The organism is Anaerostipes hadrus ATCC 29173 = JCM 17467, assembly GCF_030296915.1.
Lineage (GTDB): Bacteria > Bacillota > Clostridia > Lachnospirales > Lachnospiraceae > Anaerostipes > Anaerostipes hadrus.
In genome coordinates, this window is sequence record NZ_AP028031.1 from 2,194,282 (window position 1) to 2,208,772 (window position 14,491).

At 37.9% G+C, this 14,491-nt stretch carries 13 protein-coding genes and 2 tRNA genes; 5 read left to right on the plus strand and 10 right to left on the minus strand.

Features of this window, described 5'->3' with window-relative positions; all coding sequences use genetic code 11:
- Nucleotides 1–39: 39 nt before the first annotated feature.
- The gene (locus QUE18_RS10525; RefSeq protein ID WP_008393279.1) at nt 40–1,428 is read right to left on the minus strand and encodes a glycine--tRNA ligase; all 1,389 of its coding nucleotides are present in this window, start codon (nt 1,426–1,428) and stop codon (nt 40–42) included.
- Between the two features lie 196 nt (nt 1,429–1,624).
- On the opposite strand from QUE18_RS10525, the gene QUE18_RS10530 reads away from it, so the two are divergent.
- Nucleotides 1,625–1,957, plus strand: coding sequence for a helix-turn-helix domain-containing protein (locus tag QUE18_RS10530; protein WP_015530839.1), 333 nt, complete (start codon nt 1,625–1,627; stop codon nt 1,955–1,957).
- 77 nt (nt 1,958–2,034) lie between these two features.
- Here QUE18_RS10530 and recO read toward each other — a convergent pair whose 3' ends face one another.
- The 6 genes from recO to QUE18_RS10560 all read right to left on the minus strand — a co-directional run bounded on the left by recO (nt 2,035) and on the right by QUE18_RS10560 (nt 9,454).
- Complete coding sequence (recO, locus tag QUE18_RS10535) at nt 2,035–2,757, minus strand: DNA repair protein RecO (protein ID WP_008393277.1); 723 nt, start codon at nt 2,755–2,757, stop codon at nt 2,035–2,037.
- A 2-nt stretch (nt 2,758–2,759) separates the two neighbouring features.
- Nucleotides 2,760–3,665, minus strand: coding sequence for a GTPase Era (gene era, locus QUE18_RS10540; protein WP_008393276.1), 906 nt, complete (start codon nt 3,663–3,665; stop codon nt 2,760–2,762).
- Nucleotides 3,666–3,688: 23 nt separating this feature from the next.
- The gene (locus QUE18_RS10545; protein WP_009203647.1) at nt 3,689–6,589 is read right to left on the minus strand and encodes an insulinase family protein; all 2,901 of its coding nucleotides are present in this window, start codon (nt 6,587–6,589) and stop codon (nt 3,689–3,691) included.
- Between the two features lie 152 nt (nt 6,590–6,741).
- Nucleotides 6,742–7,788, minus strand: a complete 1,047-nt coding sequence (locus tag QUE18_RS10550; protein ID WP_009203646.1) for a glycoside hydrolase family 25 protein — start codon at nt 7,786–7,788, stop codon at nt 6,742–6,744.
- Between the two features lie 104 nt (nt 7,789–7,892).
- Entirely contained in the window at nt 7,893–8,615 is a 723-nt protein-coding gene (gene sigE / locus QUE18_RS10555) for an RNA polymerase sporulation sigma factor SigE (RefSeq protein WP_009203645.1), read from the minus strand.
- Nucleotides 8,615–9,454 carry a sigma-E processing peptidase SpoIIGA gene (locus QUE18_RS10560; protein ID WP_154663008.1) on the minus strand — a complete coding sequence of 280 codons (840 nt, stop codon included), beginning with the start codon at nt 9,452–9,454 and terminating at the stop codon, nt 8,615–8,617. The genes sigE and QUE18_RS10560 overlap by 1 nt, the downstream gene beginning before the upstream one ends.
- 123 nt (nt 9,455–9,577) lie before the next feature.
- Between QUE18_RS10560 and QUE18_RS10565 the strand changes: the two genes are divergently transcribed.
- Nucleotides 9,578–10,063 (plus strand): DNA-deoxyinosine glycosylase, encoded by a 486-nt coding sequence (locus QUE18_RS10565; protein WP_040344279.1) that lies wholly within the window; start codon nt 9,578–9,580, stop codon nt 10,061–10,063.
- Here the strand turns inward: QUE18_RS10565 and QUE18_RS10570 are convergent.
- A complete protein-coding gene (locus tag QUE18_RS10570) occupies nt 10,045–10,719 on the minus strand; it encodes an MBL fold metallo-hydrolase (RefSeq protein WP_009203642.1) in 675 nt (224 codons plus the stop codon). The two genes, QUE18_RS10565 and QUE18_RS10570, sit on opposite strands and share 19 nt — an antisense overlap.
- Entirely contained in the window at nt 10,716–11,621 is a 906-nt protein-coding gene (locus QUE18_RS10575; RefSeq protein ID WP_009265540.1) for a deoxyribonuclease IV, read from the minus strand. The genes QUE18_RS10570 and QUE18_RS10575 overlap by 4 nt, the downstream gene beginning before the upstream one ends.
- A 172-nt stretch (nt 11,622–11,793) precedes the next feature.
- Here QUE18_RS10575 and QUE18_RS10580 point away from each other — a divergent pair.
- Nucleotides 11,794–11,878 (plus strand) — tRNA-Leu (locus QUE18_RS10580).
- Nucleotides 11,879–11,883: 5 nt separating this feature from the next.
- Nucleotides 11,884–11,967, plus strand: a tRNA-Leu gene (locus QUE18_RS10585).
- 58 nt (nt 11,968–12,025) lie between these two features.
- On the opposite strand, the gene QUE18_RS10590 is transcribed toward QUE18_RS10585, so the two are convergent.
- Nucleotides 12,026–12,388, minus strand: coding sequence for a helix-turn-helix domain-containing protein (locus QUE18_RS10590; RefSeq protein ID WP_008393268.1), 363 nt, complete (start codon nt 12,386–12,388; stop codon nt 12,026–12,028).
- Between the two features lie 457 nt (nt 12,389–12,845).
- On the opposite strand from QUE18_RS10590, the gene QUE18_RS10595 reads away from it, so the two are divergent.
- On the plus strand, nt 12,846–14,489 hold the full coding sequence (locus QUE18_RS10595) for a SulP family inorganic anion transporter (RefSeq protein WP_040344278.1): 1,644 nt from the start codon (nt 12,846–12,848) through the stop codon (nt 14,487–14,489).
- Nucleotides 14,490–14,491: the final 2 nt, after the last annotated feature.

Genomic DNA, 14,491 nt, shown 5'->3' on the forward strand with positions numbered 1-14,491 from the left:
CCGGAGAGATATTGATATTCCCCCGGATTCTCATTCTTATTAATATGCAAATTTTTCTGCAAAATATGCTTTCAGATCTTCAATCTTAACACGTTCCTGTTCCATTGTGTCACGGTCACGAACTGTAACAGCTCCATCTTCTAAAGAATCGAAATCGAATGTTACACAGTAAGGTGTTCCGATCTCATCCTGTCTTCTATAACGCTTACCAATATTACCACGTTCGTCGAATTCACAGTTATATTCTTTCGCTAATTCTTCATAAACCTTCATAGCACCATCGCTTAACTTCTTAGATAATGGTAAGATACCGATCTTAACAGGTGCTAATGCTGGATGGAAATGAAGAACTGTTCTTGTATCTCCGCCTTCTAATTCTTCTTCATCATATGCAGAGCATAAGAATGCAAGTGTTACACGGTCTGCTCCAAGAGAAGGTTCGATCACATATGGGATGTAACGTTCTTTGTTCACATCATCAAAATATGTTAAATCTTCACCAGATGTATTCTGATGCTGAGTTAAGTCATAATCTGTACGGTCTGCGATACCCCATAATTCACCCCATCCGAATGGGAACATAAATTCAATGTCAGATGTTGCTTTAGAATAGTGAGATAACTCTTCTTTCTCGTGGTCACGCACTCTCATCTCATCTTCTTTGATTCCAAGTGTCTGTAACCAGTTGATGCAGTAATTCTTCCAATATTCAAACCATTCTAAATCTTTGTCTGGTTCACAGAAGAATTCTAATTCCATCTGTTCGAACTCACGAGTACGGAATGTGAAGTTTCCTGGTGTGATCTCGTTACGGAAAGATTTACCGATCTGTCCGATTCCAAATGGGATCTTCTTTCTTGATGTTCTCTGAACATTCTTGAAGTTTACAAAAATTCCCTGTGCTGTCTCAGGACGTAAGTAAACTGTATTCTTCGCATCTTCTGTAACACCCTGGAATGTCTTGAACATCAGGTTGAACTGACGGATCTCTGTAAAGTTCTTCTTTCCACAAGTTGGGCATACAACATCATGCTCATTGATGAAGCTTTCCATCTCTTCTTTGGACCATGCATCCACAGATCCTTCGATCTCCATTCCATGTTCCTGCATATAATCTTCGATCAGTTTATCTGCACGGAAACGTTCATGACATTCTTTACAATCCATTAATGGATCTGAGAAGTTACCAAGATGTCCTGATGCAACCCATGTCTGAGGGTTCATTAAGATTGCAGCATCAATTCCTACATTATATGGACTTTCCTGAATGAACTTCTTCCACCAAGCTTTCTTTACATTGTTCTTAAGTTCTACACCAAGGTTTCCATAGTCCCATGTATTAGCAAGTCCTCCATAAATTTCTGAACCGCTGTATACAAATCCACGTACCTTGGCAAGGTTAACGATTTTCTCCATTGATAATTTCATAATAGCCTTTACCTCTTCAAATTTTTGTATTATTATAATATTGTATCTTGTAATAAGTAATTTTTCAAGGTATATTTCAAAAGCATCACACTTGAAAATATATCAAATATACTGAATGAATATTACTTTTTATATTTTTTTATATTATAATACTTAATGTTATTATATGAGATATGAAGAAAGGGAATTTATAACCATGTATCAAATTGACTATACCAATGTTGGTAAAAGAATGAAAACTCTGCGTAAGCAGGCAGGGTACACTCAAGAACAGATCGCTGATGCACTCGATGTAACAGTTGCATTCATCAGCAACATTGAAAATGACCGCGTAAAGATGAACCTTCGTGTACTATCTTATTACGCAAAACTTCTGAATGTATCTATTGATTATCTTCTTCGTCCAGAATCAGATGAGAATGGTGAAAAAGATGATGTACTGAACAAAGAAATTCTTCGTCTATTGGAAAAATTCTCTACCGACGACAAAGAAAAATTTGTTAAAGTTCTTCGCATTTTATGCAAATAGATTACATATCTCAGACATAAAAAGAGCCGGATGACCGGCTCTTTTTTTATTCACTCTTTTTTCGTTAAAATCTGATCTTATAAAAATAACAAAGATTTAAATTCATGATTCACATGATAACGCATATATTCGCGAATGATCTTTTTTAATTCCCATAAAACATCCGCACTGACTTTAAAGGTATAAAGCTTCTCGATCGAACTGTAAAGAATGTACTGAAGTGTATATAATGTTGCAGGACTTACTTTCACTTTCCCATGTTCACATTTGTTACATACCACTCCGCTTTCTCTTGCATCAAACCAGATCAGATCTTCCCTGCTCCCACATTTTACACATCTGGATGCTTCGATTCCGATTCCATATAATGCAAGGATCTTAATCTCATAAATACAGCGGACCAATTCAATATCAATCGTCTTTTTTTCTAATGCACGCAGTGTCTGATAGAGTAATTTTAAGATCTCTAACTCATCGTTATTCTCTCTTGTCAGGTAGGATGCAAGTTCACAAAAATAACTCGCATAATAAATGAGATCCAGGTCTTTTTTCAGAGTATCAAAATAATTCTCAACCCCTGCCCACATCAGATTAAAAGAATTTTTTCCCTCATATAAAGAAAACTCTCCAAACGTAAATGGCTGACAGGCTGCCGCATACTGGCTGGTTGCTTTTTTAGCACCTCTTGCAAATGCCGAGATCCTTCCACGTTCTTTTGTAAGAAGTACGATCCGCTTATCATACTCCCCAATATTGCCAGCCTGTAAGACCATTCCCGTCACTTTGATCTCTTGTGACATCTTTATACTTCTTTCTTATCATATCCATAGTTCTTAAGCAGCATATCGCTGTCTCTCCAGTCTTTCTTGACTTTAACCCATAACTGAAGATTTACTTTCATATCCAGAAGATTTTCCATCTCGATCCTTGCCTGTGTACCGATCTTCTTAAGCATAGATCCCTGCTTTCCGATAATGATCCCTTTATGAGAATCTCTCTCGCATACGATCGTTGCATCGATATCCACGATATGTCCATGACGTCTGACTTTCATCGCATCAATGACAACAGCGATCCCATGCGGGATCTCCTGACTTAACAGACGAAGAGCTTTCTCACGGATCAATTCCGCACAGATCTGTCTCTCTGGCTGATCTGTGATCGTATCTTCATCAAAGTACATTGGACCTTCATCTAAATATTTGTAAATACTGTCGATGACATCATCCGTATTCTTGCCTTTCAATGCAGATACCGGGATGATCTCTGCAAATTCACATACATCTTTGTATGTATCGATTGCTTCTAAGATGTCTTTTTCTTCTACTGTATCAATCTTGTTGATGACTAAAATGATCGGTGTTTTGATCTTAGATAACTGTTCAATGATATATTTTTCACCACCACCGATGAACGTACTTGGTTCTACTAACCAAAGTACGACATCGACTTCATTTAATGTGCGTTCTGCAACCTGCAACATATAGTTTCCAAGTTTATTTTTCGCCTTGTTGATCCCTGGTGTATCAAGGAAGATGATCTGCCCTCTTTCATCAGTGTACACCGTCTGGATACGATTTCTCGTTGTCTGCGGTTTGCTTGATGTGATCGCGATCTTCTGCCCGATCAGACGGTTCATTAATGTTGACTTTCCAACGTTTGGTCGTCCGATAAATGTTACAAAACCAGATTTAAATTCATTTGCCATAAATTATCCTTTCCTTGTTTTCTCTATAGTACATGTTTTACTTCATCAAAATATTCTTTATTCTGATCGATCTTCTCTTCATTTCCGATGCAGCAACGGTTCCCTGCTTCTACCACTGCTTTAACGATCGGTGCTAACGCTCTGATATCTTCCTGTGTACAGGATAATACCTGATCTCTGACCTTCTGAAGATCAGCTTCTGTCTTGCCTAAGAAATATGCATGAAAACTTCTTGCCCCCATATCAACAGCTTCCATTGGCATATCCATGCTTCCGATCGTTCCAATGATATATTTCTTCATATCACGATCATCTGCATCAAAATCTGCCACATAATCTGCTGCCTCGTCGTATACTTTATAAGATTCAGAAAGGTTTGGATCACGGTATGTCACAAACATAGAATCTCCCTGATCTGAGAAACTGCACATGCATCCATACGCACCACCTTTGACACGGATCTGAATCCACAGATATTCATAGGAGAAGATCATCTGAAGCACTTTTAACGCTCCTGTATACTCAAGTCCTGCATCCTTAAAGTTTCCAGCGCATGCCACATACTGAACACCACCTGCAGTTGCAAATCCTTCATTGCTCTTTGTGCATGTAACTTTGACTTTCTCACCTTGTTTCTGGTCTTCATATAATCCTTCGATAAAGCTTTCCACTTCTGCTTTCATGAACTCAGGTGCTTCTTCTTTTCCTGTATAACTGATCGTCATATTTTGTTTTTCAAAGATCATTTTTGCAGCTTCTTTTAAACCATTGACAATATTGTCATATTCTTCATCGAAATCTTCATACCATTTCTTCACAGTCTCATACATCGTGATCCCCTGAATTGCTTCACGGTATGCTGCATATTCTGAGAAATAAGACATTGCACGGTTTGCCGCACTCTTGTGTCCTGTCTCTGTCAATGTGATCTTAAGGTTTGTATAAATCTGTCCGATGATCTCTTTTAGTCGTTTCTTGTTATCTAATTTGCTTTCAAATGCCACTTCTTTTAATAGATCAAATGCTTTTTCGATATTAGAATAGAAGCATTTTGTCTTTAAGATAAACATTGGAAGAAATTCATGCACATCCGTTGGCATAACATCCATTGTTGCGCTGATGCCACCTGTCTCAATGCTGATCTCGTTTCCTAATTCCTGATAACTATAGTGTGTTGTATCAACGATCGTTAAGATCTCTGCTAAAAATGATGCATATGGCACGAGATCCATTGGCACATGACTCATATCAAATGCAAGCTTGACGTAAGCAATCTTGTTTGTAAAATACTGATGCCATAATACTTTCACACCACCAAGTTCAGATTCCACATTGGATAATGGTTTGACATCTTTTCTGATATCTTCAATGTCGATCACTGGAATCTTCTCTAATTCTTCTTTTGTAGATGCTTCTTCCTGTGATGCTTTTAACTGTTTCGTCTCTTCGACTAATTTCTTTACTTCTTCTTCGGATAAAGAATCTTTGTAAGCCTTTAATTTATCCGCTTCTTCCTGATCTTTGATCTTCTGTAAGCCTTTCTTTGGCTTCATCACCACGATCGTTTTATGGTTATTATCGATCAGATATTCTTTGATCAGATTCTCAAAATAGCCATTCTCGATCTCTTCTCTTAACTGTTTGAAGATCTCATTTGTCTTGATATGGATAAATGGTTTCTCATCGTCATATAACCAGCTGTCGTACATCTGAAGTCCATACATCAATCCCTTTGGAAAACGTCCAAAATTTGCTTCTCTGTATTTGAATTCATAGTAATTAAATGCTGCTAAAAGATTTCTTCTTGGAATTCCTTCTTTTGCGATCTTGGCTAAGTTCTCTTCTAAGATCTTAACAAATTCATCTTCCTGATCATCCCTTGCTTCCTGTGCGATCACAGAAAATACTGGCTGCATGATCCCATTATCATAAGAACTTTGAATATCTTTTCCAATCTGTGCATCCATCAAAGCTTTCTTCACTGGTGCTCCAGGTGCATCGAATAATACTCTGTTTAAGATTTCAAATCCTAAGTAAAGTTTTGCATCCAAGCTGTCTCCGATCACTGCATTGTAGGATAAATAAGTCTTTTCTTCTTCGGAGTCATTCTCCCCGACTGGATAATATTCTTCCACTCGTTTTACTTCTGTAAATGGTTCTTGTTTCTCCCATGATGAATCGATCTGTTTCTCATCGAAATCTTTTAAATAATGTTCATCGATAAATGTCAGATATTCATCAACATCCATATCCCCATACAGATAAATATAGCTGTTGGATGGATGATAATAAGTCTTGTGGAAATCAAGGAACATCTCATAAGTTAAATCTGGGATTGCCTTTGGATCTCCGCCTGATTCAAACCCATATGGTGTGTCTTCCAATAAAGACTTCTGAATGATACGTGCAAGCTGCTGGTCTGGAGATGAGAAGACTCCTTTCATCTCGTTAAACACAACTCCGTTATATGTCAGAGGAGCATCTTCGCTTAACAGGTCATAATGCCATCCTTCCTGCTTTAAGATCTCTGGCTTCTTATAGATATTTGGATAAAATACAGCATCCAGATAAACATGCACCAGATTAAAGAAATCTTTATCATTCTGGCTTGCAACCGGATAAACAGTCTTATCTGGGTAAGTCATTGCATTTAAAAATGTATTCAGTGATCCTTTGACCAGTTCCACAAATGGATCCTTCATTGGGAACTCTCTTGATCCGCAAAGTACAGAATGCTCTAAGATATGAGGAACTCCTGTATCATCTTGTGGTGGTGTACGGAATCCGATCTGGAATACCTTGTTATCATCTTCATTGGAGATCACAACCACTCTGGCTCCCGTCTTATCATGCTTTAAAATATATCCTGTTCCATTTAATTCTTCGATAGATTCTTGTTTGATGATCGTATATTTATTATTCATAAACCTTTAACAAAATCTCCTTTTTTCTATTCATTGATATCCTTTATGCTACTACAAATGGAACAGATTGAAAAGGGGGTCGGTTTGATTTTTGCATAAAAATACGGCACCGAAAGCTTATTCTCATGCTTTCGATGCCGCATTGATATTTTTTATCGTTTGATCGATCTTACTTTGGAAAAACTGCTGTATCTGTACTTGCCGGATACTTTTTTCATTGTGCGGACCTTAAAATAATATTTCTTTCCTTTTTTTAGTTTTCCTTTGGTATAAGATGATTTCTTAGAGGAAAGTGTTGCGATCTTTTTATATCCTGATTTCTTCTTTGTGGACATATAGATCTGGTATCCACTGACTCCTGAAACCTTCTTATATGTGATCTTGATCGCTTTCTTTCCACTCTTCTTTAAGCTCTTGATCGTTGTCGCCTTGGGTTTAACAACAACTGTTTTCTTTGCTGAACTGTATCCTGCATAAGTCCAGTTTCCGATCTTATAATTTAAATCAACTTTTTCTGAAATTCCAGGAATCACACCTTGTGTTGAATACTGCCACATATGATAACTTCCCCGATATGTACATTTGTTACTATGTTGTGCGATCCATTTTGGGTAATCAGAAAATACAGATGCTGTCAGTTTCGTTTCAAATAAATATTTGTTACTGTAAACTGCGACATTTTTATATCCATAAGATTCCATCGTATTCAAAAATGTTTTTGCAATATTTCCGATCTGTGTGCTGCTTAACTGATTTAACATATCAGCTTCCATATCATAATAAATCGGATATGTTAAATTCTTTCCCTGTAAAAGTCTAACGACATGTTCTGCTTCGCTTTTTGCTTTCGCTGTTGTATCAGCTCCAGAATACAGGTAAGTTCCATAAGGGATCCCCAGTCTCTCACATTCACTGGAATTGTAGTCCCAATACTTATCATCTTTATCTGTTTGATTTACACCATATCCACATCGGATGATCGCATAATCTGCCAAAGCACTGTTCTTTACCTGTTCCCAATCGATCTTGCCTTGATGCGAACTTACATCAATTCCCTGCTGTGTTGCATTGGCTGGTTTCTCTGCACCCCAGACTTTGCATGTTGTCTGAAATATCATAAACACGCTGATCAGCAATAAGAGTACCCCAACAACCAATCCGGTAAGCATTCCTAGTTTTTCACTTCTCTTCATTTTCATTTCTGCCTCCTAAGTATGATCGTTTCCTTATTTTTTTCTTCCACATTTATCATATCATATTTTTTTCAGCAGAAAGTGAACATTTTCTTAATTTTTCTGTAAATTTATACACATCCCATCTTGATCATCTCTCTTTTCAGGCGTTTGATGATCTTTTTCTCCAGTCTTGATATGTAAGATTGTGAAATTCCAAGCATATCAGCGACTTCTTTCTGTGTTTTTTCTTTTCCTTCTTTTTGATTGATCCCAAACCTTAATTCAATGATCATTTTCTCGCGGTCCGTAAGGATCGTCATGGCTCTTGTCAGAAGTTTCTTATCTACTTCATGTTCTAAGTCCTTGTAAATGATATCTTCATCGGTTCCAAGGATATCGGATAATAATAATTCATTTCCATCCCAGTCTACATTTAATGGCTCATCGATGGAAACTTCCATTTTTGTCTTGTTGTTTCTTCTTAAATACATCAAAATTTCATTTTCGATACATCTGGATGCATAAGTCGCAAGTTTGATCTTCTTTGCTGGGTTAAATGTATTGATTGCTTTGATCAGACCGATCGTACCAATCGAAATCAGATCTTCCACACCGATTCCCGTGTTGTCAAATTTCTTTGCTATGTATACAACCAATCGTAGATTTCTCTCGATCAGCATGCTTCTTGCCGTTTCTTCATTGACAGTTCCTAACATATGGATCATTTTCTGCTCCTCCGCTGTATCAAGCGGTGCCGGAAGTATCTCCGTTCCCCCAATATAATGAATCTCACTTCCTCTTCCAAAAAATGTCCTTCTTCCACTTACCAAGCTCAACTTTAACACAATCATTACCTCCCATTTTTGATCAGATCCGGATGTAGTAACATTTCGTAAGCTCCCCATTTGGAAAGGGATACTTTGGATATGGCGATCACTGCCTTTTTGTGTTCTATTATCCGGTCCTCTTTCGTGATTTTCATATCATTTGCCATCACTGCCGGCATCATCCCATGTTCCCTTCCAACACTTTGATATGGGATCATGCGGATGCCCTCTGCTTCCTGTTTTTCTATCATCTTGAACAACGGCTCATGAAAATACTTCAAAAATGTTTCTTCTTCTAGAATACATACTGGCATTTGACTGACTGGTTCATATAAGAAATTTCCTGTATCCAAGAATGCACAAACCTCTAATTTCTTATGCAGGATCGTAAATTCCACTTGATAAAAAGATTCTTTGTCGTGATTCATATCTTTTACGGCTGATACATACAAATACCTTACAAGCATGCAGCTGGCTGTCGCAAGGATCAGCCACGGCAGAATGATCTGGCTTTTTATCATTGTAAAGATTCCACCAGTAAATAAACTCAACACCAGAAGATACACGCTGTATTTCCATGCTTTTTTCATTGGAAATGCACAAGATATCTTTACCGTCATAACAATGGAAATGATCATCAATCCCAATTTCAGTCCATGATCTTCGTCAAAAAGCTGAAGTATAAGACATCCCGAAAAACTTCCAAAGATGGATGCGGCAAATATTTTATAAAATTTCATCTTTTTATGTATGATCCATTCCAGTAATTTTAGCTGGAACGCGACCATGATCCATTGTTCCAAAAACATTTCGATGAAATACATAATGCAATTATAGAAAATCTCTAAAAAATATTTTGTCATACCATGACGGTAACGCCCTGCAAGTTTTTACAGTTTCTGACGAAAACTTTCTTCTGTCTGCATCATCTGATAAAATAGAAGTTGAAATTTGTAGAAAAATACGATAAGAAAGGAAATTTTGAAATGACTCATGTGATTCATGAAATCCCTCCCGTATATGATGACCGATCAAAGATCCTGATCCTTGGTTCTTTTCCTTCTGTAAAGTCCAGAGAGGGACAGTTTTTTTATCATCATAAGCAAAACCGTTTCTGGAAGGTTCTTGCTGCAGTCTTTGAGGATACTCTGCCTGAAACGATCGAGGAGAAAAAAGAGTTTTTATTAAGACACAATATTGCCATCTGGGATGTGATCGCTTCCTGCGATATTGAAGGTTCCAGCGACAGCAGTATTAAAAATGCAGTGCCAAATGATTTTTCATTCATTTTAAAAACAGCCCCAATTCGCCAGATTTATACCAACGGTAGGACTGCTTATAAACTTTATCATAAATATTGTGAAAAAGTGACTGGATTTGAAGCTGTGAAACTGCCTTCCACAAGCCCTGCGAATGCTTCTTATTCGTTAGAACGGCTGATCAGTCAGTGGAATCAGATTTCAAATACCTGACCTGCACCTGTAATATCTCTGACGATATTCTTCCATCTGCGCCCATCTTCACAGTTTAAATAATGATGGTTGATCTTGTAATGCTCAAAGCAATGCATTGGGAATACAACTTTACTGTCCGTATGTTCTAAGAAATAATTCATTCCCCAGCAGTACTTATCTTCCTGTCTTGGATCAAGGAGCATAAATGCAAGATCGATCTTCTTTCCTTCCAGATATTTCATCTCATCCTGGAAGGTCTTCTTGTAATATTCATTATCTTCCTCTGGTTCTCCATTCCAATGCCACCAGTTAAGATCCCCTGCATGGTAGATTGTCTTTCCTTCCACTTTTACAAGAAATGCTACTCCCATGTCATTGGATCTTAAAGTTTCTATTTCAATTCCGGCAACTTCCTTTTTTTCATGTGCTTTCATAACGACTGCACCTTCGTTATCTTTGATATCATCAGAAAGAATATAATGAATATCTTTATACTGTTCTTTTAGTTTCCAGATTGCTGGATCATAATGATCGGCATGGCTGTGTGATGCAAAGACATAGAGAGTCTTACTGCCGTCAAATGACGGGATTTCTCCCTGATAGTAATCAAACAGCAGAACATTTTGTTCCATCTCAACCATAAAACCACTATGTTCAATAAATGTTACTTTCATTTCTGGTTATCCTCCAAAATCTTTTCCTTCATCTGCGGATCAAATTGTTCCTGTTTTAACATCTCAATCTCATATTTGTATGGCGGATAGGATTTCTTGCTGTCTTCCGCTTTAATGTATGGTGTTTCTAAAATCTTAGGTACCTGTTCAAAGTCTTTGTGATGTACGATGTGATTTAACGTCTCAAATCCGATCGTTCCAAATCCAAGATTTTCATGACGGTCTTTTCCTGCACCGATCACATTCTTACTGTCATTGATATGAAAGACTGCGATCTGGTCTTTGCCGATCGTCTTATCAAACTGGTCAATGACATTTTCAAATCCTTCTCCAGACAGATCTAAGCCGCTGTCGCTCACATGACAAGTATCGAAGCAGACTCTTAATTTCTCTGGATATTTTACACCATCATAGATTCTTTTTAGTTCTTCAAACTCACGCCCGATCTCGCTTCCTTTTCCTGCCATTGTCTCCAGTGCGATATGAACCGGCATATCCTGATACATGACCTGATTTAATCCCTCGATGATACGATCGATTCCTTTGTCAACACCAGCTCCAACATGAGAACCTGGATGCAGGACCAATGTATGACTTCCCATAGCTTTGGTACGTTCTACTTCAACTTCTAAGAATTCCACTGCTAACTCAAACGTCTCAGGTTTCGTCGTATTCGCAAGATTGATGATATATGGTGCATGAACAACAAACGTTTCCATTCCATGTTCTTTCATTAATTTCGTTCCATCTTCAATTCTTAATTCCTCAATCTTTTTTCTTCTTGTATTCTGTGGTGCACCAGTGTACACCATAAAAGTATTCGCTCCATAAGATAATGCTTCTTTGACAGATCCTAGAAACATGTCCTTTCCTTTCATCCCTACATGAGAACCAATCAGCATAATTTTCCCTCCGATTAAAAATTTTTCTTCTTTTTTGTGTGTCATTCTGTTGCAGATTATACCGAAAATATGCTGTAAAATCCATATTTTGATACTTAATTTAATTTTTTTGAACTTTTTTTCGTTTTTTTATTGACACAAGTTCCATATAGTGATATCATAACGGTGTTGCGCAGTTGTGGCGGAATTGGCATACGCGCTAGACTAAGGATCTAGTCCGGGTTAACTGGGTAGGGGTTCAAGTCCCCTCAACTGCACTTAAGCCGATGTGGCGGAATTGGCAGACGCGCTGTGTTCAGGTCGCAGTGAGCTTACGTTCGTGCGAGTTCGAATCTCGCCATCGGCATACCGAAGTTTGTGACTTCGGTTTTTTTATTTCATACAATAACTACAAAAAGGAGTCCTCAGACTCCTTTTTTCTTTCGACTCTTTAATAAATTATCTGCTAAGGTTGAAACAGTATTCACAATGATCTCCTGCTCTACCGTCTCACATTGTTCCATGATCAGATCCATCTTCTTGCTGTAAAAATATTTTTTCTGTTTCTTGCTGTAACTGTCCACCAACAGTTCATCTATGGTAACACCTAGTGCATCTGCGATCAGCTTAAGTGCTGGCAGCGAAACGCTTACTGAAGCCGTCTCCACATTTGACATATGACTTAATGAAATATCTGCCATCTCGGCAAGTTGTTCCTGTGTTATATTTTCTTTTTTACGATATTCTTTAATTTTTGCTCCCAGAGCTTTATAATTAATGGGCTTCATAGCTCTCCACACTCCTTATATACTCTGATTTTATTATGAATCATTTTTTCAAATAACCGCCTGTGGCAATAGTTTCTATTGTAATGGACCGCCAGCCTTATTTCTGTTATGATAAAACCAACTAATTTATTGTTATCATTTATAATAGGAGGTTTTTATGCATCTATTCATGAAATTTATTTTAGCACCTGTTCTTTTTGTTCTATCTGTTTTTGTGATCATACAAACTTATAGAAAATATAAGATCAAACATCTTTTGAAAAAATGGGAAAAGAAATATCACCCATTTCCATTGAAAAAGGAAGCCTGAGATTCAGGCTTCCTTTTTTTGATATGATGATTTGTTTGTATATTCTTGAAAACATTTCATCTTTTTATTTCTTAACACTATCTTAGCATGCTATACTTGTATACACTACAGCTTGAAAAACTAGAAAAGAAAGGATACAAACTTTACATGAACCAAATCAAACCTATGTTACTAACCACACTGAAATCCTATGACCGATCACAATTTGTCAAAGATGTTACCGCTGGGATCATCGTTGCGATCATAGCTCTTCCATTATCCATTGCCTTAGCACTTGCTTCTGGTGTTGGACCACAAGCAGGTATCTTTACTGCGATCGTTGCTGGATTTGTGATCTCTGCTTTCGGTGGCAGCAGCGTACAAATTGCCGGACCAACCGCTGCTTTTGCAACCATTGTTGCCGGAATCGTTGCAAAAGACGGGCTTGACGGTCTTGTGATCTCCACGATCCTTGCTGGTATCTTCTTGATCCTTATGGGACTTTGCCACTTTGGAAGTCTGATCAAATTTATTCCTTATACGATCACCACGGGATTCACTTCCGGGATCGCTGTTACGATCGTCATTGGACAGTTAAAAGATTTCTTTGGTGTTACTTATCCAAATGGTTTAAAACCAATTGAAACAATGGAAAAACTAAATGCATTTGCCCTTGGATTTTCATCTTTCCATGTTGATGCCCTGATCGTTGGCGGAGTCAGTCTTGCCATCCTGATCATCAGTCCATATATTTTTAAAAGAATTCCTGGATCATTGATCGCTGTGGTCATTGGTATTCTTATGGTAAAATTTCTGCCACTCCATGTTTCAACGATTGGAAACCTCTATACGATCACAAATGATCTGCCATCATTCCATATACCTGCAGTCAAATTTTCTATGGTGAAATCAGCGATTCCAAATGCATTTACCATTGCGGTACTTGCTGCCATTGAATCTCTGTTATCCTGCGTTGTTGCTGATGGAATGATCAACGGCAAACATCGTTCTGATACAGAATTAGTTGCACAAGGGCTTGGAAATATCGCTTCTGCCCTATTTGGAGGTATTCCTGCAACTGGAGCGATCGCAAGAACTGCTGCCAATATCAAAAATGGAGGCCGCACTCCGGTTGCTGGTATGGTCCATTCCATTACTTTGGTCATCGTATTAGTCGTTTTAATGCCATTTGCTGGTATGATCCCAATGCCTACGATCACGGCCATCCTTTTTGTTGTTGCTTACAATATGTGTCAGTGGAGAACTTTTGTACATATGTTAAAAACGGCTCCAAAAAGCGATATCATCGTGTTGATCGTCACATTCATTTTAACGGTTGTCTTTGATCTTGTCGTTGCAATCGAAATCGGTATGGTCATTGCATGTCTGCTGTTTATCAAACGCATGAGTGAGGAAACCCGTGTTGACAGCTGGGTCTATGTCGATGATGATACACCTGAAATTGATGATCATCTAGCACGGCTTCCTTTAGCGATCCGTGTTTATGAGATCACAGGACCTTTATTCTTTGGTGCTTCTGATGCAATCGAACATATCGTTGTAAAGGATTTCACTAAATGTCTGATCCTGCGTATGCGAAGTGTTCCTGCACTTGACAGCACAGCATTAAATGCATTAAAAGATCTCGTTGATACTTGTGAGAAAAAAGGAATTACGATCGTATTTTCTCATGTCAATGAACAACCAATGAAGGTTATGAAGAAAGCTGGATTTATCGAGCTTGTTGGGAAAGAACATTTCTGTCCAAATATCGCTGCTGCACTAAAGCATGCAGAAGATTGTATTGATTAAAT